Origin of the sequence: Glycomyces artemisiae (assembly GCF_003002955.1) — a bacterium.
GTDB classification, from domain to species: domain Bacteria; phylum Actinomycetota; class Actinomycetes; order Mycobacteriales; family Micromonosporaceae; genus Glycomyces; species Glycomyces artemisiae.
On record NZ_PVTJ01000001.1, the window covers coordinates 583,372 to 607,595 of the forward strand.

Annotated in this window: 25 protein-coding genes and 1 pseudogene; 19 read left to right on the plus strand and 7 right to left on the minus strand. The window is 72.8% G+C overall.

Annotated elements, in window-relative coordinates:
• Window positions 1–10: 10 nt before the first annotated feature.
• The 3 genes from B0I28_RS02705 to B0I28_RS02715 form a co-directional block, all read right to left on the minus strand.
• The gene (locus tag B0I28_RS02705) at window positions 11–577 is read right to left on the minus strand and encodes a hemerythrin domain-containing protein (RefSeq protein ID WP_106362253.1); all 567 of its coding nucleotides are present in this window, start codon (window positions 575–577) and stop codon (window positions 11–13) included.
• 102 nt (window positions 578–679) lie between these two features.
• Window positions 680–1,096 (minus strand): CBS domain-containing protein, encoded by a 417-nt coding sequence (locus B0I28_RS02710; RefSeq protein WP_106362254.1) that lies wholly within the window; start codon window positions 1,094–1,096, stop codon window positions 680–682.
• Window positions 1,097–1,186: 90 nt separating this feature from the next.
• Window positions 1,187–3,028 (minus strand): transketolase, encoded by a 1,842-nt coding sequence (locus tag B0I28_RS02715; RefSeq protein WP_106362255.1) that lies wholly within the window; start codon window positions 3,026–3,028, stop codon window positions 1,187–1,189.
• 117 nt (window positions 3,029–3,145) lie between these two features.
• Between B0I28_RS02715 and B0I28_RS02720 the strand changes: the two genes are divergently transcribed.
• From B0I28_RS02720 to B0I28_RS02770, 11 genes are all read left to right on the plus strand, one after another.
• Complete coding sequence (locus B0I28_RS02720; protein ID WP_219926513.1) at window positions 3,146–3,664, plus strand: DUF4383 domain-containing protein; 519 nt, start codon at window positions 3,146–3,148, stop codon at window positions 3,662–3,664.
• 75 nt (window positions 3,665–3,739) lie between these two features.
• Window positions 3,740–4,072 carry a plasmid stabilization protein gene (locus B0I28_RS02725; RefSeq protein ID WP_106362256.1) on the plus strand — a complete coding sequence of 111 codons (333 nt, stop codon included), beginning with the start codon at window positions 3,740–3,742 and terminating at the stop codon, window positions 4,070–4,072.
• A gap of 4 nt (window positions 4,073–4,076) precedes the next feature.
• Window positions 4,077–4,487 (plus strand): phage holin family protein, encoded by a 411-nt coding sequence (locus B0I28_RS02730; RefSeq protein WP_106362257.1) that lies wholly within the window; start codon window positions 4,077–4,079, stop codon window positions 4,485–4,487.
• Complete coding sequence (locus tag B0I28_RS02735) at window positions 4,484–5,137, plus strand: hypothetical protein (protein ID WP_106362258.1); 654 nt, start codon at window positions 4,484–4,486, stop codon at window positions 5,135–5,137. Before B0I28_RS02730 ends, B0I28_RS02735 begins: the two co-directional genes overlap by 4 nt.
• Window positions 5,138–5,431: 294 nt before the next feature.
• Window positions 5,432–7,096, plus strand: a complete 1,665-nt coding sequence (gene araB, locus B0I28_RS02740; protein WP_106362259.1) for a ribulokinase — start codon at window positions 5,432–5,434, stop codon at window positions 7,094–7,096.
• A complete protein-coding gene (locus B0I28_RS02745) occupies window positions 7,093–7,776 on the plus strand; it encodes an L-ribulose-5-phosphate 4-epimerase (protein ID WP_245888860.1) in 684 nt (227 codons plus the stop codon). Before araB ends, B0I28_RS02745 begins: the two co-directional genes overlap by 4 nt.
• A gap of 6 nt (window positions 7,777–7,782) precedes the next feature.
• Window positions 7,783–9,294 carry an L-arabinose isomerase gene (araA, locus tag B0I28_RS02750; RefSeq protein ID WP_106362260.1) on the plus strand — a complete coding sequence of 504 codons (1,512 nt, stop codon included), beginning with the start codon at window positions 7,783–7,785 and terminating at the stop codon, window positions 9,292–9,294.
• Window positions 9,295–9,400: 106 nt separating this feature from the next.
• Window positions 9,401–10,129 (plus strand): GntR family transcriptional regulator, encoded by a 729-nt coding sequence (locus tag B0I28_RS02755; protein WP_106362261.1) that lies wholly within the window; start codon window positions 9,401–9,403, stop codon window positions 10,127–10,129.
• Entirely contained in the window at window positions 10,126–11,127 is a 1,002-nt protein-coding gene (locus B0I28_RS02760; protein ID WP_106362262.1) for an ADP-ribosylglycohydrolase family protein, read from the plus strand. The genes B0I28_RS02755 and B0I28_RS02760 overlap by 4 nt, the downstream gene beginning before the upstream one ends.
• 44 nt (window positions 11,128–11,171) lie before the next feature.
• A complete protein-coding gene (locus B0I28_RS02765) occupies window positions 11,172–12,584 on the plus strand; it encodes a purine-cytosine permease family protein (RefSeq protein WP_106362263.1) in 1,413 nt (470 codons plus the stop codon).
• Entirely contained in the window at window positions 12,581–13,501 is a 921-nt protein-coding gene (locus B0I28_RS02770; RefSeq protein WP_106362264.1) for a PfkB family carbohydrate kinase, read from the plus strand. Before B0I28_RS02765 ends, B0I28_RS02770 begins: the two co-directional genes overlap by 4 nt.
• Here the strand turns inward: B0I28_RS02770 and B0I28_RS02775 are convergent.
• Window positions 13,498–13,854, minus strand: coding sequence for a hypothetical protein (locus B0I28_RS02775; RefSeq protein ID WP_106362265.1), 357 nt, complete (start codon window positions 13,852–13,854; stop codon window positions 13,498–13,500). The genes B0I28_RS02770 and B0I28_RS02775 overlap by 4 nt on opposite strands.
• Window positions 13,855–13,910: 56 nt before the next feature.
• Here B0I28_RS02775 and B0I28_RS02780 point away from each other — a divergent pair, with 56 nt between their 5' ends.
• Window positions 13,911–14,360 (plus strand): VOC family protein, encoded by a 450-nt coding sequence (locus B0I28_RS02780; RefSeq protein WP_106362266.1) that lies wholly within the window; start codon window positions 13,911–13,913, stop codon window positions 14,358–14,360.
• A 5-nt stretch (window positions 14,361–14,365) separates the two neighbouring features.
• On the opposite strand, the gene B0I28_RS02785 is transcribed toward B0I28_RS02780, so the two are convergent.
• Window positions 14,366–15,532 (minus strand): ROK family transcriptional regulator, encoded by a 1,167-nt coding sequence (locus tag B0I28_RS02785; RefSeq protein WP_146147946.1) that lies wholly within the window; start codon window positions 15,530–15,532, stop codon window positions 14,366–14,368.
• Window positions 15,533–15,651: 119 nt separating this feature from the next.
• Here B0I28_RS02785 and B0I28_RS02790 point away from each other — a divergent pair, with 119 nt between their 5' ends.
• The 6 genes from B0I28_RS02790 to B0I28_RS02815 all read left to right on the plus strand — a co-directional run bounded on the left by B0I28_RS02790 (window position 15,652) and on the right by B0I28_RS02815 (window position 22,530).
• The gene (locus B0I28_RS02790) at window positions 15,652–16,872 is read left to right on the plus strand and encodes an MFS transporter (protein WP_219926514.1); all 1,221 of its coding nucleotides are present in this window, start codon (window positions 15,652–15,654) and stop codon (window positions 16,870–16,872) included.
• Between the two features lie 176 nt (window positions 16,873–17,048).
• Complete coding sequence (locus tag B0I28_RS02795) at window positions 17,049–17,636, plus strand: TMEM165/GDT1 family protein (protein ID WP_106362268.1); 588 nt, start codon at window positions 17,049–17,051, stop codon at window positions 17,634–17,636.
• A 20-nt stretch (window positions 17,637–17,656) separates the two neighbouring features.
• Window positions 17,657–18,121 (plus strand): ribonuclease HI, encoded by a 465-nt coding sequence (gene rnhA / locus B0I28_RS02800; protein WP_106362269.1) that lies wholly within the window; start codon window positions 17,657–17,659, stop codon window positions 18,119–18,121.
• 149 nt (window positions 18,122–18,270) lie between these two features.
• The gene (locus B0I28_RS02805; protein WP_106362270.1) at window positions 18,271–19,140 is read left to right on the plus strand and encodes a co-chaperone YbbN; all 870 of its coding nucleotides are present in this window, start codon (window positions 18,271–18,273) and stop codon (window positions 19,138–19,140) included.
• A 150-nt stretch (window positions 19,141–19,290) separates the two neighbouring features.
• Complete coding sequence (locus B0I28_RS02810; protein ID WP_106362271.1) at window positions 19,291–20,202, plus strand: arginase family protein; 912 nt, start codon at window positions 19,291–19,293, stop codon at window positions 20,200–20,202.
• Window positions 20,203–20,292: 90 nt separating this feature from the next.
• Complete coding sequence (locus tag B0I28_RS02815; RefSeq protein WP_106362272.1) at window positions 20,293–22,530, plus strand: ABC transporter substrate-binding protein; 2,238 nt, start codon at window positions 20,293–20,295, stop codon at window positions 22,528–22,530.
• Here the strand turns inward: B0I28_RS02815 and B0I28_RS26780 are convergent.
• Window positions 22,509–23,321 (minus strand): LAGLIDADG family homing endonuclease, encoded by an 813-nt coding sequence (locus B0I28_RS26780; RefSeq protein ID WP_146147947.1) that lies wholly within the window; start codon window positions 23,319–23,321, stop codon window positions 22,509–22,511. The two genes, B0I28_RS02815 and B0I28_RS26780, sit on opposite strands and share 22 nt — an antisense overlap.
• 86 nt (window positions 23,322–23,407) lie before the next feature.
• Between B0I28_RS26780 and B0I28_RS02825 the strand changes: the two are divergent.
• A pseudogene (locus B0I28_RS02825) lies at window positions 23,408–23,746 on the plus strand (RtcB family protein); the annotation flags it as partial.
• Window positions 23,747–23,786: 40 nt separating this feature from the next.
• Here B0I28_RS02825 and B0I28_RS02830 read toward each other — a convergent pair.
• Window positions 23,787–24,203: a DUF4259 domain-containing protein gene (locus B0I28_RS02830; protein WP_106362274.1), complete on the minus strand. Its 417-nt coding sequence runs from the start codon at window positions 24,201–24,203 to the stop codon at window positions 23,787–23,789.
• Window positions 24,204–24,224: the final 21 nt, after the last annotated feature.

Below are 24,224 nucleotides of genomic sequence, written 5' to 3' on the forward strand. Positions count from 1 at the left end.
GCCCCCGCGCTCACACCTCCCGGTGCGCCAAGGTGTCGCGGATGTGGTCGACGAGCCCGATCCCGGGGCCGACGACGAGGTTCGCGGGCGTCGAGTCCGGCGCGTGCGGGTGCGGCCGGGTCGGCGCGAACTCCTTGGCCGCGAGCATCTTGAACCCGATGTGCCGCCGCTCCTCGGCGTCGCAGGCCGCGGCGAGGCGGGGGAGGAGGTGCGCCTCCTCCTCGATGATGTGGGCCCGGACCCCGGTGATGAGCCGCTCCAGGAGCGGCTCGAAGTCGAAGTCCGCGGGGCCGCGCTCGTCGAGGGCCTTCATGACCATCTCGGCCTCGCCGTAGACGGCCAGCTCGTGCTCGACGATCTCCTCGCCGTCGTCGAGGCGCTTGCGGATCACGGGGTGCGCGAACTGCTCCTGGACCACCGCGTGGCGCACCAGGTTCGCGATGACGTGGTCGACGAGGGCCTTGCGCCCCACCGGTTCCGACGCGGTCGCTTCGAGTTCGGCGAAGGCCGCCTCGAACGCGCGGTGGTCGTCCTCGACGACGCGGATGAGATCGGTGTCCTGCTCGGTCTGGGGCATCGCTGCCTCCTAGGGTGTCGGGGCGATTCGTTGTGGGGCAAGGTGTTCCGGGGCGCTGCGGGGGCGGGAGGGCCGCCGGACGGCGGCCCTCCTCGACCGGGTTCAGGAGCGGATCGACTCCACGAGTTCGCCGGTGACGGACTCGGGCATCCCGTGGGACAGGTCGGCGAGCGCGATGATGCCCACCAGCCGCCCCTGGTCGATCACGGGGATGCGGTGGATCTGGTGCTCCTTCATCTTCGCGATGGTGATGTCGATGTCCTCGTTGGCGTCGGCGAGGATCAGGTGGCCCTGCGGGAGCCGGTCGACGGTGTACGTCGCGGCGTCCTCCCCGGCCGCCATGACGTTGATGACCAGGTCGCGGTCGGTGACCATGCCCTTGATCTTCTCGTCCTCGGCGCCGCAGATCGGCAGCGCGCCGACGTTCAGCTCCATCATGAGGCGCGCCGCGTCTGCCGCGGTCTGGTCGCTCTTGACGCAGGTGCACCCGGTGTGCATGAGTTCGCGTGCGGTTGCCATGTGGCCCATCTCCTTCTTCGGGACCGCCCGAGTAGTGAATGTTCCTCGATTTTCTCCGTTTACCCGCCTCCCCGGGCCATAAGCGCCGAATCAGGCGAGGAGCCGCTGCGCGGCGTGCGCGATCGCGGCGGCGTCGATCCCCGCCGCGGCGAGCTGCTCGGCCGGCCCGGCCGACCCGGGCATGCCGTGGACGGCGAGCTTCTTGAACCGCACGTCCGGGATGCGCCCGGCGACGGCGTCGAGGACCGCGTCCCCGAGGCCCCCGACCGGCCGGTGGTCCTCCACCGTGAGGATCCGCCCGGTGTCGGCGGCGGCCTGCCGGACCGCGGCCGCGTCCAAGGGCTTCACCGAGTACGCGTCGATGACCCGGACCGGCACCCCGTCCTTGAGGAGCCGCTCGGCGGCGCTGAGCGCCTCGGGCACCGTGACCCCTGCGGCGACGATCGCGAGCCGGTCGTGCGGCGACGACAGGAGCGTCTTGGACCCGCCCACCGGGAACGTCTCGTCGGACCGGTAGATCACCGGCGTCTCCCCGCGGGTGGTCCGCAGGTAGCTGATGCCCGGCACGTCGGCCATGGTCGCCGTCAGGTGCGCGGCCTGGTTCGCGTCGCACGGGTACAGGACCACGCTGCGCCACAGGGCCCGCATCATCGCGAGGTCTTCGAGCCCCATCTGGCTCGGGCCGTCGCGGCCGATCGACACGCCCGCGTGCGACCCGACGATCCGCAGGTCGGTGCCGCTGATCGCGGCCATCCGCAGGAAGTCGTGCGCGCGGGTCAGGAACGCCGCGAACGTCGCCGCGTACGGCACCCACCCCTGCGTACGCAGGCCCACCGCCGTGCCGATCATCTGCTGCTCGGCGATGTAGCACTCCACGAACCGGTTCGGGAACGCCTCCGCGAACGCGGCCGTGCGCGTGGAGTCGGCGACCTCCCCGTCGACCACGACCACGTCGGGATCGGCTTCGCCGACGGCCATGAGCGCCTCCCCGAAGCCGTCGCGGGTCGCGGCCATCGTCCCGACCGGGTACGACGGCAGGTGCAGCTGCGACCGCTCGCCGCGCTGGCGCGGCTCGGTGGACCTCGGCGGGCTCACTTCGACGTGTGCGGAGCGCACCCCGCCGAGCTCGACCACGGCCTTCTCGGACTCCTGGAGCGGCTTGCCGTGCAGGCCCTCCTTGTCCTCGGCCGCGGCCACGCCCTTGCCCTTGCGGGTGCGCGCGATGATCGCGGTCGGGCGCGAGTGCTCCTCCTCAGCGGCGGCGAGCGCCTGGTCGATCGCGGCCGGGTCGTGGCCGTCGATCTCGACCGTGTGCCACCCGAAGCAGCCGATCCGCGTCGCGTACGCCGTCGTGTCCCACTCGTACCTCGTGGGCCCGCGCTGCCCGAGCCGGTTGACGTCGACGATCGCGCACAGGTTCCCCAGGCCCAGGTCCGCGGCGGCGGCGAACGCCTCCCACATGGAGCCCTCGGCCAGTTCGCCGTCCCCGCACAGCACCCACACGCGCGCGGGCGAGCCGCCCAGGCGCGCGCCGAGCGCCATCCCGACGCCGATCGGCAGGCCCTGCCCGAGCGACCCGGTGGCGACGTCGACCCACGGCAGTCGCGGCGTCGGGTGCCCCTCCAGGTCCGAGCCGAGCCGCCGGTACGTCATGAGGTGCTCCTCGTCGATCGCGCCGACCGCGCGGAGCATCGCGTACAGCAGCGGCGACGCGTGGCCCTTGGAGAACACGAGCCGGTCGTTCCCGGCCCGGTGCGGGTGCGCGAAGTCGTAGTGCAGGTGGCCCTCCAACAGGCCCGCCATGAGGTCGGCCGCCGACATCGAGGACGTCGGGTGCCCCGACCCCGCCTGCGCCGAGACCCGCACCGCGTCCACCCGCAGCTGCTGGGCCAGCTCCTCCAGCCCGGAGATCCGTTCGTCGATGACGCCCATCCTGTCCCCTCCGATCACTGAGTCCTCTGCGGCTACCCGCAGCCCCGGCCGCAAAACCGCGTGTCGCCGCCGCGGCGACGGGTACCCGGAACGCACCCGAAAGGAGAGGAGCACGCCATGAACTCGCGACCGATGTCGACCACCGGCCACCACTGGTGGGAGGCCGAACGGCGGCGCACGACCGCCGTCCAGGAGGGCCTGAACGCCGTCTCGTGGGTCCTCCTGCTCATGGGCGTCGCCGGGTTCATCCCGGCGCTCACCACCGATTTCTCCAGGATCGCGTTCGCCGGGGACTCGCAGACCGAGCTGTTCGGCGTCTTCGCGATCTCCGTCCTCGCGAACCTGCTCTACCTCGCGGCCGGCGTCGCCGGCCTCATCATGTCCTGGATGGCCGCGTACGCGCGCCGGTTCCTCCTCGGCGGCGGCGTCCTGTTCGCCGTCCTGGGGCTCATCGGCCTCTTCGCCTCCGGGATCGGCGGCTTCCTGCCGTGGAACGGCGCCTCCGCGCTGCTCCAACTGGGCCTGGGCGTCCTCATGATCGTCCTCGGCCTGGTCCTGCACCGCCGCCTCCCGCGCGAGAGCGAGGCCCGCACCGACGGCGACTTCGGCGAGACGAACCGCGGCGCCGCCCGCTAGCGGGGGTTTCCGGCCCCGCCGGGCCGGGAACCCCGTCCTCATCGGAACGGCCGCGAACCTCGGAGGTGACAGGCCATGCCGCAGCAGCAGTGGACGAAGAAGGAAGAGCGCCAGTACCGGAAGATCCGCGACAGCGCGGAGGACCGGGGCGAGAGCGAGGACCGCGCCGAGGAGATCGCCGCGCGCACGGTCAACAAGCAGCGCGCCCGCGAAGGCAAGACGAAGACCGCGAGCCGCACCTCGACCGAGGACATGTCCTCGTCCAAGCGCGGCGGCCAGCGCTCGCACTCCGGGCCCAAGGGCCGCACCAAGGACCAGCTCTACGAGGAGGCCCGCAAGAAGAACGTCAAGGGCCGCTCGAAGATGAACAAGGCCCAGCTCAAGCGGGCCGTGGACCGCAAGGGGTGACGACATGGACGTCCGCGACCACTGGGACGCGCACGACCGGTCCGTCGGGGAGCTCGTCGGCGACCTGGCCGCGGACGTGACGCACCTGGCGCACCTCGAAGCGCAGCTCGCGGCCCGCGAGGTCGCCGAGAAGGCCAAGCGCGGCGCGCGCGGCGGCGGCATGTTCGCCGCGGCGGGCGTGCTCGCGTTCTACGCGGGGGCCGCGCTGCTCCTGGCCGCCGGCATCGCGCTGGCGCTGGTCTGGCCCGCGTGGCTCGCGGCGCTGGTGATCGGCGTCGTGCTGCTCGCGGCGGCCGGGATCGCCGCGCTGGCGGGCCGCTCGGCCCTGAAGCAGGCGATGCCGCCGATCCCCCAGGACACCATGGAACGCGCCCGGCAGGACGCCCGGGCCTTGCAGGGAAGGATGCACCGATGACCCGTCCGAACACGCACCCCGCGGACATGCCTCCCGGGGCGGGGCTCGCGCCGCCGCCGTCGACGGGCATGCCGTACCAGCCGGACGTCGAGGTCGTGCGCCGCGACGACGCCGAGGAGCACGAGCACCGGCACGACTGGTCCGAGGCCGACGAGGGCAGCGCCGAGGCCGCGGCGAAGTCCGCGCCCGAAGCCACCGTGGAGGAGCTGATGCGCGAGGCCGACCACGCCCGCGACCGCATCGACGAGGCCGTCCACGAGCTGCGCGAGCGCCTGGGCCTGTCGCCCGACGCCGAGCACGCGCACGGCCCGTTCGCTCCGGTGCGCCGCCACCCGTTCACGGTGGCCGTCGCCGCCGCGGGGGCCGTCACGGCCACCGTGGTCACCGTCGCCGTCACGCGCGGGCACCGCCGCGCCGAGTCCCGCTCGGCGCGCGAGAGCGCCCGCCTCGCGGCGGCGAGCGCGACGATCGCCGCGAAGTACGGCGGCAACGCCGTGAAGCTCGCGGCGGGGGACGCCGCGAAGGCCGCCCGGCGCGGCCGCAAGTCGGGCCGCAAGGGCCTCGACCGCACCGTAGCGGCGGTCGGGTCCGCGGCGGACCGCCTCCGCCCCAAGCGCCGGTCGAAGTTCCGCCGTCTCATCAGCCGCTGAGGCGCGGACCGGACACGCACCGGCGGACCCGCGGGTCCGCCGGTGCTCCGCGTCCGGGGGCGGGACCTGTGTCACAGCGGGCCCGCGCCTCGGCTCCCGAACCGGGCGGCATGTCCGCTTTCGGGGCCGGAACGCCTGACCGCCACTGGTACCGAACGTGCGAATGCGTTAGGTTGTCTGAGACCCACCCGTGTACAGGCGCCGTTCGGCGCGCGCCGGGGCGGGTCGCACGCGCGTGGGGGGACTCCCTCCATGTGAACGGTCACTTCTGAACGAGCCCAAGGAGGCTGCACAATGACTGGCAGCGACAACGGTGCCGTTGCTATCGGGATCGACTTCGGCACGCTCTCGGGCCGCGTCGTCGTCGCCTCCGTAGCCGACGGGCGCGAACTCGCCAGCGCCGAGCACGTCTACGAGCACGGCGCCATCGAGGAGGCCCTCCCCGGCTCCGGCGTCCGCCTGCCGCGCAGCTGGGCGCTCCAGTCGCCGAAGGACTGGGTCGACGTGCTCAAGAACGCCGTCCCGGCCGCGGTCGCGGCCGCGGGCGTGAGCGCCGACCAGGTGATCGGCATCGCCACGGACTTCACGGCGTGCACGATCCTGCCGACCACCGCCGACGGGACGCCGCTGTGCGAGCTCGACGAGTACCGCGACCGCCCGCACGCGTGGCCGAAGCTGTGGAAGCACCACGCCGCGCAGGGCCAGGCCGACCGCATCAACGCGGTGGCGGCCGAGCGCGGCGAGTCGTGGCTGCCGCGGTACGGCGGGAAGATCTCCTCGGAGTGGGCCTACGCGAAGGGCCTCCAGCTCCTTGAGGAGGACCCGGAGCTGTACGCGCGCGCCGACCGCTGGATCGAGGCCGCGGACTGGATCATCTGGCAGCTGTGCGGCGAGGAGACCCGCAACTCCTGCACCGCCGGGTACAAGGGGATCGTGCAGGACGGGGAGCGCCCCTCCCGCGAGTACCTCGCGGCCCTGAACCCCGACTTCGCGGACTTCAACGCGAAGATGGAGCACCCGCTGTCGGCCCTGGGCGACAAGGCCGGCGAGCTCACCGCGGAGGCCGCTGAGTGGACGGGCCTGAACGCGGGCACCGTGATCGCCGTCGGCAACGTCGACGCGCACGTCACGGCCGCTTCGGCGAAGGCCGTCGGGCCGGGCCAGATGGTCGCCATCATGGGCACGAGCACCTGCCACGTCGTCAACGGCGAGGAGCTGAAGGAGGCCCAGGGGATGTGCGGCGTCGTGCGCGACGGCATCACCAAGGGCCTGTGGGGCTACGAGGCCGGCCAGTCCGGTGTCGGCGACATCTTCGCGTGGTTCACCAAGAACGGCGTCCCGGCCGCGTACACCGAGGCCGCCGCCGAGCGCGGCATCTCGATCCACGAGTACCTGACCGAACTCGCCGCGGAGCAGCCGGTGGGCGCGCACGGCCTGGTGGCGCTCGACTGGCATTCGGGGAACCGCTCGGTCCTGGTCGACCACGCCCTGCACGGCGCGATCCTGGGCCTGGGGCTCCAGACCAAGCCCGAGGAGATCTACCGGGCGCTCGTGGAGGCCACGGCCTTCGGGACCCGCATGATCGTGGAGACGCTCGTCAAGGCCGGCGTGCCGATCGACGAGTTCGTGGCCGCGGGCGGGCTGCTGAAGAACAAGTGGCTCATGCAGACCTACGCGGACGTGCTGCGCATGCCGATCACGGTCCTCACCTCGGAGCAGGGCCCGGCGCTCGGCTCGGCGATCCACGCGGCCGTGGCCGCGGGCGCCTACCCGGACATCCACGCCGCGTCGGCGGCGATGGGCAAGGTCGAGCGCAACGCCTACGTCCCCGACGAGGCCCGCGCCGACGCCTACGACCGCCTGTACGCGGTCTACGAGGAGCTGCACGACCACTTCGGCCGCGGCGGCTCGCGCGCGCTGCACACGCTGAACGAGATCGCCACGGAGGCAAGCAAGTGAGCTACCAGTCGACTCCCGAAGTCCAGGAGATGAAGGAGCGCGTGTGCGCGCTCCACGCCGAGCTGCTGCGCTGGGGCCTGGTGACGTGGACGAGCGGGAACGTCTCGGGCCGCGTCCCGGGCACCGACGTCATCGTCATCAAGCCGTCGGGCGTCTCCTACGACGACCTGACCCCGGACCTCATGGTCGTGACCGACCTCGACGGGAAGATCCTCGAAGGCGACCTGTCGCCGTCCTCGGACGCGGAGTCCCACAACGAGGTCTACCGGCGGATGCCCGAAACCGGCGGCGTGGTCCACACGCACAGCCCGTACGCCACCGCGTGGGCCGCGCGCGCCGAGCCGATCCCGTGCGTGCTCACGGCCATGGCCGACGAGTTCGGCGGGGAGATCCCGCTGGGCCCGTTCGCGCTCATCGGCTCCGACGCGATCGGCAAGGGCATCGTGGAGACCCTGCGCGGCCACCGCTCCCCGGCGGTCATCATGCAGAACCACGGCGTGTTCACCATCGGCAAGGACCCGAAGTCGGCCGTGAAGGCCGCCGTGATGACCGAGGACGTCGCCCGCACCGTGCACATCTCGCGCCAGCTCGGCGAGCCGGTGCCGATCCCGCAGGCGGACGTCGACTCGCTCTACGACCGCTACCAGAACGTCTACGGCCAGGCCCCGAAGGAGCAGTAGGAAGCAATGGGAACAAAGGCTCTGCATACAAAAGAACTGTGGTTCGTCACCGGCAGCCAGCACCTGTACGGGCCGGAGGCGATCGAGCAGGTCGCGCAGAACTCCGCGGACATCGTGGCGGGCCTCGACGGCGCCGACTCGATCCCCGTGAAGGTGGTCGCGAAGCCGGTCCTGACCACGCCTGAGGAGATCCGGCGGGTCCTCCTCGAAGCGAACTCGTCGGACGAGTGCATCGGCGTCATCGCCTGGATGCACACGTTCTCGCCCTCGAAGATGTGGATCGCGGGGCTCGGCGCCCTCCAGAAGCCGCTGCTGCACCTGCACACGCAGCACAACCGCGACCTGCCGTGGGCCGACATCGACATGGACTTCATGAACCTGAACCAGGCCGCCCACGGCGACCGCGAGTTCGGGTACATGCTCACCCGCCTGCGCCACCGCCGCAAGACCGTCGTGGGCCACTGGGGCGACCCGCAGGTCCAGGAGCGCGTCGGCAACTGGGCCCGCGCCGCCCTGGGCTGGAACGAGGTCCAGAACCTCAAGCTGGTGCGCTTCGGCGACAACATGCGGTACGTGGGCGTCACCGAAGGCGACAAGACCGAGGCGCAGATCCGCCTCGGCGTCGAGGTGAACACCTACGGCGTCAACGAGCTCGCCGAGCGCGTCGCGTCCATCGAGGACAAGGCTGTCGACGAGCTGGCCGCGGTCTACGAGGCGGACTACGACGTCGTCCCCGAGCTGCGCGCGGGCGGCGCCCGGCACGAGTCGCTGCGCGACGCGGCCCGCATCGAGCTGGGCCTGCGCTCGGTCCTCGAAGAGCACGGCGCGAAGGCGTTCACGGACACGTTCGAGGACCTCGGCGCGCTCAAGCAGCTCCCGGGCATCGCGGTGCAGCGCCTCATGGCCGACGGCTACGGCTTCGGCGGCGAGGGCGACTGGAAGACCGCGGTCCTGGTGCGGCTCATGAAGGTCATGGCCGCGGGCCTGCCCGGCGGCACCTCCTTCATGGAGGACTACACGTACAACCTGGGCGCGGAGTCCCCGCAGATCCTCGGCGCGCACATGCTCGAAGTGTGCCCGACGATCGCCTCGGAGAAGCCGACCGCGGAGATCCACCCGCTCGGCATCGGCGGCAAGGAGGACCCGGTGCGCCTGGTCTTCACCGCCCCGCCCGGCCCGGCCCTCATGGTCGGCCTCCTCGACCTCGGCACCCGGCTGCGCCTGGTCGCCAACGAGGTCGACGCGGTCGAGCCCGACGAGGACCTCCCGAACCTGCCGGTCGCGCGCGCCGTGTGGGTGCCCCGCCCCGACCTCCAGACCTCCGCCGAGGCATGGCTGACGGCGGGCGGCCCGCACCACACCTCGTTCACGCAGGCGTTCGGCCGCGAGGTCATGGAGGACTTCGCGGAGATCGCCGGGGTCGAACTCGTGACCATCGACGGCGACACGAACGCCCGCGAGTTCAAGCAGGAGCTGCGCTGGAACCAGGTGTACCACCACCTTGAGGGCGGCATCTAGCCCCTGAACAGGGATAACACGCGCTGAGGGCGGGCCTGCGGGCCCGCCCTCTCGCGTTTCCAGCGAACGACTTGTTGTACAGGCACTGTACAGGTACAGTACAGATATGACCGCTGGATCCGGGGCGGCGGCACGGCCGCCCAAGAAGAGCACGATCGTCGCCGAGTCCCTGCGCACGGCGATCCTCTCGGGCCGCTACCGCGACGGCCAGCTCCTCCCCGGCGAGCAGGATCTCGCCCAGCGCTACGACGTCAGCCGCGGCACCATCCGCAAGGTCCTCGCGCAGCTCGCCGAGGAGTCCCTCATCAACACCCGCACCGGCGTCGGGTCCTTCGTCTCCTTCGGCGGCAAGGCCCTCGACCAGGCCCTCGGCTGGGGCCGCGCCCTCGCGGGCGCTGAGCTCGCCACCACCGTGCTGCGCGCCGAGATCGTCGCCGACCCCGACCTGGCCGTGGGCGTCGGCGCCGCCTCCTCCCGCTTCCTCGCGCTCGACCGCGTGCGCGCCCTCCCCGACGGCACCCCCGTCTCCCTGGAGCGCAGCCGCGTCCCGGCCACCGGCGTCCTCGCCGACGTCCCCCGCGACGGCCTCGTCGACGACTCCCTCACCGAGACGCTCCGCCGAGCCGGGCTCACGCCCGCCTCCGGCGAGCAGTGGGTCTCCGTCGCCGCCCTCGACCTCGACGACGCCGCGCTCCTCCAGCGCGCCGCCGGGACGCTCTTCCTCCACTCCACGCGCCTGGTGCGCGACGCCCGCGGCGAGTTCGTCGAGAAGGTCGTCTCCTGGCTCGACCCCGACCACTTCCGCGTCCACATCAGCTTCGGGGACCGCGCATGAACGCCGCCGACCGCGCCCTCGGCGCCTTCGCGGGCCTCGCCCTCGGGGACGCCCTCGGCATGCCCACCCAGTCGATGTCCGCGCGCGAGATCGCCGAGGACTACGGCGACCTCGACGGCCTCGCCGCCGCGGGCCCGCGCCAGCGGATCGCCGCCGGGATGCCCGCCGGGTCCGTCACCGACGACACCGAGCAGGCCGTGCTCCTCGCCGAGCTCCTCATCGAGCACGACGGCGCCCTGCCCGCCGACGAGTTCGCCCGCCGCCTCCTCGCCTGGGAGCGCGGCATGATCGACAAGGGCTCCCTCGACCTGCTGGGGCCCTCCACGAAGGTCGCGCTCCAGCGCCTCCAGGACGGCGAGGACCCGTCCGTCACCGGCCGCGGCGGCGCCACCAACGGCGCGGCCATGCGCGTCACGCCCGTCGGCATCGCCGTCCCCCACGTGCCGCGCACGCCCTTCCTCGACGCCGTCCAGGACTCCGCGCGCATCACCCACAACTCCAGCCTCGGCCTCGCCGCCGCCGCGGCCGTCGCCGCCGCCGTCTCCGCGGGGATCGACGGCGCCGACGCCGCCGAAGCGGTCGCGACCGGCGCCGACTACGCCGACTACGCCGAGCGCCGCGCCCACTGGACCGCCGGAGGCCGCATCGGCCCACGCGTCCGCTGGGCCGCGAACCTGCTGCGCGAGGCCGACCCCGGCGACCACCACCGGCTCCTCGTGGACCTCGTCGGCACCTCCGTCGCCGCGCAGGAGTCCGTCGTCGCCGCGCTCGCGCTCGCCGCCGCCGCGGCCGACCCGTGGGACGCCCTGCGCACCGCCGCCCGCGCGGGCGGCGACACCGACACCGTCGCGGCCATGGCCGGGGCCGTCCTCGGCGCCGTCCACGGCGCCGCCGCCTGGCCCGCCGACGCCCTCGCGGACGTCCAGGCCCGCAACGGACTCGACCTCACCTCCCTCTGCGCGGGCCTCCTGGCCCTGCGCGAACGCCACCGGAACTGAACGCCCGCACGACTTTCCACTCAACGAAGACTGGAGCGAGACCAATGGCCATCACCACCGACGACGTCGCCCCCGGCGGCACCCTCACCGCGATCGAGCAGCGCGGCATCGAACCCGTGCCCGACAAGGACCGCAACGGCAACGCGTTCCAGCTGTTCTGGGTCTGGTTCGCCGCCAACATCTCCGTCCTCGGCCTGCCCCTCGGGGCGACCCTCGTCGCCCTCGGCCTCAACATCTGGCAGGCCGTCATCGTGGCGCTCATCGGCGCCTTCGGGTCGTTCGCGCTCGTCGGCATCGTCTCGGTCGCCGGGCGCCGCGGCGGCGCGCCGTCGATGACGCTCTCGCGCGCCGTGTTCGGCGTCCGCGGCAACGCGGGCCCCACGTTCGTGTCGCTCCTGTCGCGCCTGGGCTGGGAGACCGTCAACACCACGACCGCCGCGTTCGTGCTGCTCTCCCTGTTCTCGATCTTCGCGGGCGAGGAGATCGCCGCGAAGGACGCGCCGGTGCTCACGCTCGTCGCGATCGCCGTGTTCGTCGTCTGCACGCTCCTGGTCTCCGGCCTCGGCCACACCGCGATCCTCGTCATCCAGCGGTGGGCCACCTGGATCTTCGGCGCGCTCAACCTCGTCGTCGCCGCGTTCCTCATCGCCACCGTCGACTGGGACGCCGTCACCGCGACCCCCGCCGGGTCCTGGTCCGCGGTCCTCCTCGGCATCGGCACCATCGCCGCGGGGACCGGCATCGGCTGGGCCAACGCGGGCGCCGACATGGCCCGCTACCAGAAGACCTCCGTCAAGGCCGCCCACTTGATCGCCTCCAGCGCCGCGGGCGCCGGCATCCCGCTGCTGCTGCTCATCGCGCTCGGCTCGCTCCTGACGGCCGGCAGCCCCGACCTCGCCACCGCGCCCGACCCGGTCGCCGCGATCCGCGAGATGCTCCCCGCGGGCATGGCCGTCCCGTACCTCATCGCCGCGTTCGGCGGGCTGCTGCTCTCCAACCACCTGTCGGTGTACTCGGCGGGCCTGACGACGCTGACGCTCGGCGTGCGGGTCAAGCGCGTGTACGCGGTGACCCTCGACGTGGTCGTCACGTTCCTCGGCTCGATCTACTTCATGCTCATCGCCGGGGACTTCTACGGGCCGTTCATCGCGTTCATCTCGCTGCTCGCCATCCCGATCACCGCGTGGCTCGGCGTGTTCCTCGTCGACATGCTCAAGCGGCGCACCTACGACCCCGCCGCCCTGATGGACGTGCGGCGCACCTCCGGGTACTGGTACCGCGGCGGCGTCGAATGGCGCGCCGTCGGGGCGTGGCTCATCGCGATCGTCCTCGGCTACGTCCTGCGCGGCGCCGGCCAGGACGGCATCGCCTGGATCGCCACCTTCGCGGCCGCCGCCGTGCTGTACTTCGCGCTGGGCGGCGCGAAGCCCGCCGCCCGGAAGGAGCCCACCGCATGAGCGGGCGCGTCGTCTACACCGGGAACGTCATCGTCGACATCGGCCTGGCGGTCCCGGCGCTCCCCGAGCCCGGCGGCGACGTCCTCGCCTCCGCCTCCTCGATCACCGCGGGCGGCGGCTTCAACGCGATGACCGCCGCGGCCCGCGACGGCGCCCCGGTGCTGTACGCGGGGCAGTACGGGACCGGGCCGTTCGGCGCGATCGTGCGGGACGCCCTGCGCGCCTTCGAGGTCGCGGGGCCGGGCCTGCGCGACCTTGACAGCGGCTACTCGGTGGTCCTCGTCGACGCGTCCGCCGAGCGCACCTTCGTGACGTACGTGGGCGCCGAAGGCCAACTGCGCCTTGAGGACCTGCGGCGGGTCGCGGTGACGGGGGAGGACGTGGTCGTGGTCTCGGGCTACGGCCTGGCCCACCCGGTCAACGCCGAGGCGCTCACCGCCTGGCTCCCGGCCCTCCCGGAGGAGACCCGGGTCGTCCTCGACCCGGCGCCGCTCGTGGCCGACCTCCCGCCGGGCGTCCTCGGCGCGGCGCTGGCCCGCACGGACGTCTTGAGCGCCAACGCCAGGGAGACCCGCCTCCTGACGCCGACTCTCGGGGACGCGCCCCTGTCCGAGCGCGCCGCGGCCCTGCGCCCGCGCCTGCGCGAGGGCGGCACGGTCCTCGCCCGCGACAACAGCGCGGGCGCCTGGATCGCCGACGCCGAAGGCACCCGCCTCGTCCCGGGCTTCCCGGTGACCGCGGTCGACACCACCGGCGCAGGCGACGCCCACACCGGCGTCCTCGCCGCCGCTCTCCTCCGCGGCGATCCGATCGACGCCGCGGTCCGCCGCGCCAACGCCGCGGCCGCCCTGGCGGTCACGAGACGAGGCCCCGCGACGGCCCCCGAAGCCGCCGAGACCGACCGCCTCCTGCGCTAGAACATCGTCTCGGGCCGCTTGCCGTGCAGCGCCTGGTAGGCCGCTCTGATCTCCTCGGCCACCTCCTCTCCGGCGTGCAGGCGCGCGAGGAGCGGCACCAGCCAGTGCAGCCCGGCCGCGTCGAACTCTTCCGCGAACATCGGGTTCAGGCCGGTCCGCGACTCGTCGAGCACGTTCCCCAGCGGGACGATCCCGCCCGCGTTGACGATGTGGGGGCCGAGCGAGAACGACAGGAGCGAGTCCGCCCCCGCCGGGTGCACACCCACTTCGACCGGGTGCGGCCAGGGGCCGGACCCGGTCCGGGCCACCACGATGAACTGCCGCCTGGGGGCGGGCCGCTTCCGCTTCGCCATCGGACGATCATGACCGACGGGTCCGACATGTCGCACCCCTCTGGGATGCTCGGGGCATGACCTTCCAACTGACGATCGACTGCGCCGACCCGCCGCGGATGGTGGCGTTCTGGGCCCCGGCCCTCGACTACGTGCCCGAGCCGCCGCCCGACGGGCACGCCACCTGGCGCGCCTACTGGGAGTCGCTCGGCGTGCCCCCGGAGGAGCTGCCGCCCGGCGCCGGGGAGCTCCCCGAATCGATCGTCGACCCCGCGGGGCGCGGGCCGCGCATCTGGTTCCAGAAGGTCCCGGAGCCGAAGGAGATCAAGAACCGGTTCCACCTCGACCTCAAGCCCGGCGGCGGCCGCGGCGTCCCCCGGGACGTGCGCATCCAGCGGGTCGACGCCGTGGTGGAGCAAGTGGTCGCCGCGGGCGCGGTCGTGCTGCGGGTCAACGACGACCCGGACTCCGGGCATTACGCCGTCGCGCTCCAGGACCCCGAGGGCAACGAGTTCGACGTCGTCTAAGGCTCTTACGCGCCTTGGAGCAGGGCCTTCACCCGGTCGGGGGCGAGGATCGCGTCCCAGGCGATCTCCGCTGCGCCGGTGAGCGGCCCTGCGTCGCCGACCGTTCCGGCGAGGATCTGCGGCGGCTCGTCGCGGCGGAACGCCATGAGGCCCGCCGCGCAATGGGATTCGATCGTGTCGCGGCGCAGGCGGATCAGGTCGACGCCGAGGCCCGAGAGGCTGATCGCCTGCGGGTCGAGGGCGTTCGCCAAGGCGCCCAGGCCCGTTCCGAGGGCCGCGGCGTTCGCGTCGACCGCCGCGGACGCCTCCGCGTCGCCGTCCTCGGCCCAGCGCAGGATCTCGCGAGCGAGTTCGCGGCCCTCGCCGTAGCCGGGGCGCGCGCCGAAATGGCGGACGAGGGCGTTCGCGCCGACGTCGAGGCTCCAGCAGCCGCGCGCGCCGCACATGCATTCCAGCGGGGACCCGGTGAGCGGCATGTGCCCGAACTCGCCGGCGATGTTGTGCGCGCCGCGCTGGGCGTCGCCGCCGAGGAGCAGCGTGCCGCCGATGTCGAAGTCGATGTGGAAGTGCATCGCGGTCCCCATGCCGCGCAGCGCGCCCCGCCGCGCCTCCGCGAGCCCGGCCAGGCGCGCGTCGTTGTCGATCACCGTGACCGGCCAGTCCGGGCCGATGAGGCCGGCCAGGTCGACCTCGTCCCAGCCGAGGTGGGAGATGTGGAGGCGGTGGCCGTCGCGGATCGGGCCGGAGGTGGCGAGGCCGACGACCGCGAGCCGGTCGGTGGCGTGCCGCGCGATGGCGGCGCGGAGGTCGGCGAACACGCGCGGGGTCCGGTCGTGCTCGCCCCCTTCGAGTTCGGTGATCGCGCCGCCCAGCGCGACCGAGGCGAGCGTCCACGTGTCCTCGCGGAAGTCCACCGCGAACGCCAGGGGCCCTTCGGGATGCGGTACCAGCAGGGTCGTCGGCCGCCCGCGCCCGGCCGCCTCGGCCGGGACCTCGTGCAGGAGCCGGGCCCGCTCCAGCTCGCCGACGAGCGCGGCGGCGGTGTTGCGGCCGATGCCCAGCACCCGCGCGGCCTCGGCCCGCGTGATCGGCGCGGCCGCGTCGTGGACGGCGCGCAGCAGCCGGACCTGGTTGCGGGTCCGCAGATCGGCGCTCGTCATGGTCTCCGGCATAGGGGGAGTATGCCAGCCGATAATTTTGTGTCTGACGCGAACTTAAACCTTGACGGCCCGTCCTTCGTCCTGTTATGTTCTCACCAAGAACAAAACCTCGATCCGGAACCGGGACCCCCATGTCTGACCAGCTCGCGCTCCGCCGCGCCCGCCTCGGCCTCCACGGCGCCTTCGCCACCTCGGGCCTCGTCATGGGCGCCTGGGCCGCGTCCCTCCCCGGCGTCGACGCCCGCCTCGACCTCGGCGAAGCGCGGCTCGGCACCGTGCTCCTCCTCATCCAGCTCGTCGGACTCGCCTCGATGGCCCTCGCCGGGCGCATCGCCGACCGCATCACCTCCCGCCGCCTCCTCCTGTGGACCGGCCCCGCCACGCAGCTGGTCCTCATCGCCCCCGCGCTCGCCCCGAACTACGCGACCCTCCTCGCCGCGGCCGCCCTCTACGGCGTCGGCGTCGGCTTCATCGAGGTCGGCATCAACGCCCACTCCGTCGAGCTCGAACAGCGCTTCGGACGCCCGATCATCTCCGCGTTCCACGGCCTGTGGAGCCTCGGCAGCGCCGCCGCCGGGGCCCTCACCTCCCTCGGCCTCGTCCTCGGCCTCGGCAACCAGGCCATCCTCATCGCCGTCGCCCTCGCCGCCACCGCCCTCATGGCGGCCACCACCCGTCCGCTGCTGCCGCCACCGGGTCGAGACGCCGGCGGCAGCAGCGGCGCCCCCGCCGCGCCCGCGGCGAAGATCGGCGCGGTCCTCCTCGGCGCCCTGTTCCTCCTCGGCCTCGGCGGCCACCTCGTCGAGTCCGGCGCCATCGACTGGGCGAACCTCCACGCCGCCAACGTCCTCCACGCCGACGACGCCCTCGCGCCCCTGTCCTACACCGTGTTCGCCGTCGCCATGACCGTCTTCCGCCTCCTCGGCGACCCCGTGCGCGCCCGCCTCGGCCCCGGCCGCACCCTCCTGTGGGCCGGCGCCCTCGCCGCCGCCGGGTACGCGATGGTCCTCGCCTCCGGCGCCGCGGGCGGCCTCCCGCTCGCCTGGACCGGCTGGACCCTCGCCGGGACCGGCATCGCCGTCATGGTCCCGGTCCTGTTCAGCGCCATCGGACAAGCCGGGGGCACGCCCTCGAACGTCGCCCTCATCTCCATGTCCGGCTCCGCGGGCCTCCTCGTCGGCCCCGCCGCCATCGGCTTCCTCTCCGAAGGCACCAGCCTCACCGTCGGGCTCCTCGTCCCCGCCGCCCTCGCCGCGTTCATCGCCGTCGGCGGCCCGGCGACGATGCGCCGCCTCGCGCGGCGCACGCCACACCCCGCGCAGGTCGCGCCCCCGACCGGCGCTCACGTATAGTTGCCAGCGCAGAAGGGGAGTAGCTCCCAACGCTGCGGTCGACATACTGGCGCCCCCGGGCACCCGGCCGCACGGCCTCGATCCGAGGCGAGCGAGACCTTCGACCAAGGCCGTACGGCCGGGTCGAGGTCCTGCCTACCCTCCTCCCGGCTCTGACACTGGGAGGATCACCCTCAATGGAAGCTCTGCTCATCGCCGCGGGCGTCGCGTTCGGCGCCATCTTCGTCGGCGAGCTCGGCGACAAGAGCCAGCTCATGGCCCTGACGTTCGCCACCAAGTACCGGCTCCGCACCGTCATCCTCGGACTCGTCATCGCCATCGGCGCGCTCATCGGCCTCTCCGTGGGCGTCGGCGCCGCCGTCGGCAACCTCCTCCCCACCGACTGGATCCGCCTCGCCGCCGCCGTCATGTTCATCGGCTTCGGCCTCTGGGGCCTGCGCGGCGGCCAAGAGGACGACGACGAGGACGGCCCCGTCAAGGAGCGCCGCTCCGGCCTCCTCACCGTCGTCACCGCGATGTTCCTCGCCGAGTTCGGCGACAAGACCATGATCATCGGCATGGGCCTGGGCTCCAGCTACAACGGCTGGGGCGTGTGGATCGGCGGCACCCTCGGGATGCTCGCCGCCGACCTCCTCGCCGTCTTCGCGGGCGCCTGGGTCGCCAAGCGCATCCCCGAGAAGGTCGTCCGCTACGTCTCCTCCGGACTGTTCCTCGTCATCGGCGTGCTCCTGGGCATCGAAGCCGCGACGGCGCTCGCAGGCTGACGCGGGCTAAGCTGGCGGTCATGCCGAAAACGGACGAGAACGAGGACACCGCCGTCATCTACACCGACGGCGCCTGCTCAGGCAACCCCGGCCCCGGCGGCTGGGGCGTCTACCTCAAATGGGGCGACCACGAGAAGGAGCTGTACGGCTCCGAGAAGGCCACCACCAACAACCGCATGGAGCTCATGGCCGCCATCCAGGCCCTGGAGGCCCTCAAGCGCCCCCTGCCCGTCGTGCTCTACACCGACTCGTCCTACGTCCGCAACGGCATCCTGACCTGGATGAACGGCTGGAAGCGCAACGGCTGGGTCAACGCCAAGAAGGAACCGGTGAAGAACGCCGACCTGTGGCGGCGCCTCGACGAGGCCGCCGCCCGCCACGAGGTCGACTGGCGCTGGGTCAAGGGCCACTCCGGCGACCCCGGCAACGAGCGCGCCGACAAGCTCGCCGTCCAGGGCCGCGACGAGGCCGCCGGACGCCGCTGAAGCGCGGCGGACGCGCCGCTGAGGCATTGTTGAGGCACAAGCTGAGGCAGAGCTGCGGCACCGCCGAGGCGCGGCCCCCGACGCCGCGCGGCCCACACCATCCCCGGCCCTGACCGCCGGTCCCCGATGAGAATGGAACAATCACCGTCATGAGCGACCAGGTACCGTCACGATTCTCCGGAGGCGTCGACCTCAGCACCCTCGCCGCCGCCGCGCAGGCGCAGCAGCAGGCCGCCGCCAACGGCGCCCCCGCGGGCGCCGTCCTCGACGTCACCGACGCCACGGTCCAGGCCGAGGTCCTCGAACGCTCCCTCGACGCGCTCGTCGTCGTCGCGTTCTGGGCCGACCAGGTCCCCGAGAGCGTCCAGGTCCGCGACCTGCTCCAGCGCCTCGCGGGCGAAGCCGCCGGCGCCTGGGTCTACGCCCGCGCCGACGTCCTGGAGAACCAGCAGCTCGCCGCCGCCCTCCAGCTCCAGGCCCTCCCCGCGGTCGTCGCCCTCGCGCAGGGCCGCCCGCTCGACCTGCTCCAGGGCCCGCAGACCGAGCAGGGCCTGCGCCAGTGGATCGGCCGCGTCACCCAGGCCGCCGGACTCGACGTCCCGCAGCCGGTCGACCCCGAGCTCGCCCGCGCCGAGGCCCTCCTCACCGAAGGCGACCTCGACGGCGCCGAAGCGGTCTACGACAAGTACCTCAAGAACCACCCGGCGTCCGACGAGGCCGAGGCCGGGATCGCGCAGGTGCGGATGATCCGCCGCGTCGGGGCCCTCCCCGACAACGCCGTCGCCCTCGCCGACGCCGACCCCGCGAACATCGACCTCGCGCTGGCCGCCGCCGACCTCCAGCTCCTCTCCGGGCAGGCCGAGGCCGCCTACGAGCGCCTGATCGGCCTGGTGGCCAAGAACTTCGGCGACGATCGCGAGCGCGTGCGCAAGCGCCTCGTCGAGCTGTTCACCGTCGCCGGACCCGACGACCCGGCCGTCGCCAAGGCCCGCCGCAAACTCAGCGCCGTCCTCTTCTAGGCGACGGAACCCGAACGGCCCCAAGCATTCCCGGACCTCCGCGGCGACCGCTCGCCGCGGAGGTCCGGCCGTTCGGAGGAGGTAGATCACCTGGTGCCGCAGCGTTCCCTGTGCCAAGCTAGCGGAACGAGCAACGGTGGGAGGTGAGCGGTGGCGACTCGGACGAGACGGGTGGCCGTCCTCGACGCGCCCTCCAACCTCGGCCTCCGCCCGCCCACCCCGCACACCGTCCCCGGCTGCGCGAAAGCCCCTGGGGCCCTCCGCGACCACCGCCTCGTCTCGCGCCTCAACGCCGTCGACGCCGGATGCCTCACCCCGCCCCGCTTCGACGCGTCTCCGTGGCGCCCCGGCGACGGCGTCGGCCAGGCCAAGGCCATCGCCGAGTACACCCGCCGCCTCGCCGACCGCGTCGAGCGCCTCTGGCAGGAGCGCCGCTTCCCCCTCGTCCTCGGCGGCGACTGCTCGATCCTCCTCGGTCCCGCGCTCGCGGCCCGCCGCCGCACCGAACGCGACCGCAAGCCCCGCGGCCTCGTCTTCATCGACGCGCACTCCGACTTCCGCCACCCCGGCAACTCCCAGTACGTCGGCGCCGCCGCCGCCGAGGAGCTCGCCCTCGCCACCGGCCGCGGCCAGCCCGACCTCACCGACATCGGCGGCCTGCGCCCCTACGTCGACACCGACCACCTCGTCATGCTCGGACTCCGCTCCGACGACCCCCACCGCGTGGAGCTCGAAGCCACCGGCATCTCGCTGCGCACCGTCCCGGCCCTGCGCGCGGGCGGCGTCGGCCGCAGCGCCGAATGGGCCCTCGACGCGGTCGGCGACGTCGCCACGTTCTGGCTCCACGTCGACGCCGACGTCATCGACCCCTCCGTGATGCCCGCCGTCGACGGCCCCGCGCCCGGCGGCATCTCCCTCGGCGAACTCGGCCAGATCATCACCACCTGCGCCGCCGACGACCGCTGCGCCGGCATGGACCTCACCGTCTTCGACCCCGACTACGACCCCGACGGCGAGTACGCGAAGGCCCTGGCCGACCTCCTCGTGGAGTGCCTTCAGTAGCACTGCGTAGGGCCGCTGATCTGGCGGAACCGCTGAACGGCGGCCCCGATTCCGGTAGAGCTGTGTGGAGCAACCGGAGGAGGAGCGCCCATGGCAGGCACCGCGACGCCCCGCAGACGCTGGACCCTCATCGCGGCCGGAATCGTCGCCCTGGCCGCGCTCGCCGTCCTCGCGGTCGTCCTCATCGCCCGCGCCTCCGCGCCCGAGCCCGTCTACGTGGCCGTCGCCGGGAACCTCGGCGGCGCCGACTCCACCGAGATCGAGTCCGACCTCCTCCCGGGCGTGCAGCTCGCCGCCGACCGCCTCAACCAGGCCGGCGGCATCGACGGCCGCACCGTCGAGATCCTCGCCTACGACGACGGCGGCGACCCGCTCAAGGCCAAGGAGAACGCCGAGGCCATCGCCGCCGACGACCGCGCCATCGCCGTCATCGGCCACACCACGACCGACCCGTCGATCGCCGCGTCCCCGGTCTACGCCGACGCGGGCATCCCCGCGATCAGCCCCTCCGCCACCGGCGACGACCTGACCGCGAACCGGCCCTGGTACTTCCAGGGCATCTTCGACAACACGCAGCAGGGCGCGTTCCTCGCCGCGTACGTCGACGCCGTGCTGGCGCTCGACCGCGCCACCGTCGTGTGGGGCGACGACCGGTACGGCACCGACGTCCACGAGGGCTTCACCAGCGCGTTCGGCGGCACCGAGCAGAGCACCACGATCGACCTCGCCGGGGACACCGACGCCGCGGTCGACGCCGCCGTCGCCTCGATCGCCGCCGACGCGAACCGCGGCGCGATCGTCCTCGGCCTGCGCCCCGACCTCGCCGGGCGGATCATCCCCGGGCTGCGCGCCGCGGGCGTCACCGAGCCGATCATCGGCGGCGACAAGCTCTCCTCCGAGGCGTTCACCGCCGAAGTCCACGAAGCGCTCGTCGCGGGCGGCGCCGACGAGGCCGCGCTGGCCGCGCCGATCTACGCGACCGCGCCGGTCCTCACCGACTCCCTGACCGGCGAGGCCCTGAAGTTCCTGCTCGCGTTCGTGCGCGAGCACGGCTACGTCCCGGACTGGCCCGCCCTCACCGGCAGCGACGCGCTCGCGCTCATCGCCGACGGCCTCGAAGGCGCGAGCCTCGACCCGGCCGACCGCGCCGCGGACCGGGAGCTGCTGCGCGACGCGTGGGCCGCGACCGACTCGCCCGAGACCGCCGCCGAGGGCCTGAGCGGGCCCCTGTACTTCGACGACCGGACGCTGGTGCGGCCGGTCCGCATGGGCGTCTTCAGCGGGAACCGGCCCGTCTCGGCGCCCGTGCAGCTCGTCCCGTACACGCCGACCTCGGGCCAGGACGCGGGCGCCGAGCTCGCCGGCGGCGCCGCCGTCGAGTTCGAGGAGGAGGTCCTCGTGCCCTCCCAGATCGTCTCGACGGGCGTGAACATCAACGAGATCCGCGACCTGAACACGCAGGCGGGGACGTTCTCGGCCGACATGTTCATCTGGTTCAACTACACCGGCGGCGACGACGTGCTGAACGTGTGGTTCCCCAACGCCGTCGACAAGAGCCTGGCCCTCGGCGATCCCTTGGAGTCCAAGCAGGTCGGCGACACGAAGTACCGCCTGTTCCACGTCGAGGGGACGTTCAAGGCCGACCTGGAGTTCCGGCGGTTCCCCTTCGACGTGCAGCACCTGCCGATCGTGCTCCAGAACCGCACGCTGCCCGACAGCAGCGTCGTCTACGTGCTCGACGCGGCCGTGCGCGCCCAGACCCAGGCCGAGCGGCTCGCGAGCGCGGGCGACGCGACCACGACGATCGACAGCATCCCGAACTGGCAGGTGGACCAGGCGCTGTTCACCGCCGAGACCGTCGGCACCACCGCGAACATGGGCGACCCGAGCGCCGACGCCGCGGGCGGGCTCTACTACAGCCAGTTCGTGACCGACCTCCAGGTGCGGCGCGACGTGGGCGGCTTCCTCGTCAAGAACCTGCTCCCGCTCGGGCTGCTCGTGATGGCGACGTACGTGTCCCTGTTCCTCGGCTACGACGCCGTGACCTCGCGCGTGTCGATGGCGATCACCGGCATCCTCTCCAGCGCCGTCATGCTCAACTCCGTCACGAGCGTCCTCCCCGCGATCTCCTACACCGTCGCCATCGAATGGCTCTACTACCTGTTCATCCTCATCTGCGTTGCCCTCCTCGTCATCGACCTCGTCGGCTCCTCCTGGGCCGCCAAGGGCCGCAAACGCCGCCTCCGATGGCTCACCATCGGCTCCCGCATCGCCTACCCGGCCGTCGTGATCGCCGCCGCGATCACCTACTGGGCGGTCTTCGGCTGACCGGCGCTTCCGTTGCGAAGCCGCCACTTCCGCAGGCTGACGCTCTGTAGAGTGCGGCCGAGCAGCGCCGCTGCTTCGGACTGGGTGCAGCTCAGCACGATCCGGTCCTCCTCCGGCGTCCACCGCTTCCGGGCGACGCCGTAGCGGCCCGCCTTCGCCGGATCGGGTGTCCACGCGGCGACCTGGATCGCCGCCTCCCGCTTGCGGTCGATGCCGATCGCCTCCGGCGGGTTCCATACCCAGGCCGCCAGTTTGGCGGCGGCGCCGTTGAGCACCATGATGTTCGCGACGCCGTCGCGCCGGTTCGGGCGGGCGGTGCGGGTGACGCCGCAGACCTCCTGCACGACATCGCAGAAGAACGCGGCGAGCGGCTCGCTCGCCGTCACCAGGCTCACGAACGGCTCGCCCTTGCCGGTGAAGCCGACCGACCCGTCACCGTCGAGCAGACCGCGCACATAGTCGGCAGCTGCGATCGGCGGAGGCGGCGGCGCGACGGTCCGCGACTTCCGGCCGGGAGGCACACCGGTGGCCGCGAGCGCTCTTCGGACCTCTTGATCGAAGAACGACAGCGCGACGGACTCGTACCTTTCGCTGAAGTTCGTGTCGCGCGTGCGCCTGCGGATCGAGGAATAACAGGGCAGCACCGAAGCGAGCCGCGGCAAGACAGACTCATCGCGCGCCGACAGTTCAAGCACGACTTTGCCCTTCCCGTCGAGGCTGCCGTGGTGCGAGCCATCCGTTTGGAGCAGTCCGATGAGGTAGGCGATTTCTGGCTTCGTTAGGTCGAACATGGAGCAACCGTATGGACGCCGACCGACAACTCAGGCCTCGTAAATCCGTCGTAAGAGATGGGGATCTCACGGACGAGTCTGAAGCGACCCGCAAGGGCGCCATCCGGGCCGGGCTGGGGGACATGGGGATCATCCCCGGGTCGATGGGCGCGTCGAGCTTCATCGTGCGGGGCCTCGGGAACGCGGACGCGTACGAGTCCGCCTCCCACGGCGCGGGCCGGAAGATGAGCCGCAACGCCGCGCGGAAGCGGTTCACCGCAGAGGACCTCATCGCGCAGACCGAGGGTGTCGAGTGCCGCAAGGACTCCGGCGTGATCGACGAGATCCCGGGCGCCTACAAGGACATCGACGAGGTCATCGCCGCCCAGACGGACCTGGTCGAGGTCACGGCCCGCCTCCGGCAGGTCGTCTGCGTCAAGGGCTGACGCCGGTCAAGGGCCGGACGCGCATCGCGCGTCCGGCCCTTCAGTCTTGGCCTCCCGCGCCGAGGGCGCTCGCGTACGGCTCGTGGGCGGCGAGGGCCTTGTCGAGGGCTCCTGAGTCGGTCCAGAGGTAGTGCCATTCGTTGTCGCGGGGGTCGGTGGTGATGCGGCGGAGGGTTCGGCGGGCGAGGTCGCGGAGGTATGCGGCGTCGAAGGGGTGGGCGGTGAGGAGGTCGGTGATGCGGTCGGCGGGGGAGGGGGCGCCGAGGCGGATTGCAGTGAGGACCGCGGCGGCGACCGCGGCTTGGGCCTCGGGGTTCTCGATGTAGTCGAGGACGACGAGGACTTCGAGCATGGCGGCTTCGAGGCGCTCGGTGTTCGCGTCGGTGTCGTCGCCGAGGGCGCCGATGCAGTCCCATGCGCCGTCGTTGTCGAACGGTCCGTAATCCCAGGCGCCCATGCGCTGCTCCTTCGGGGGTCG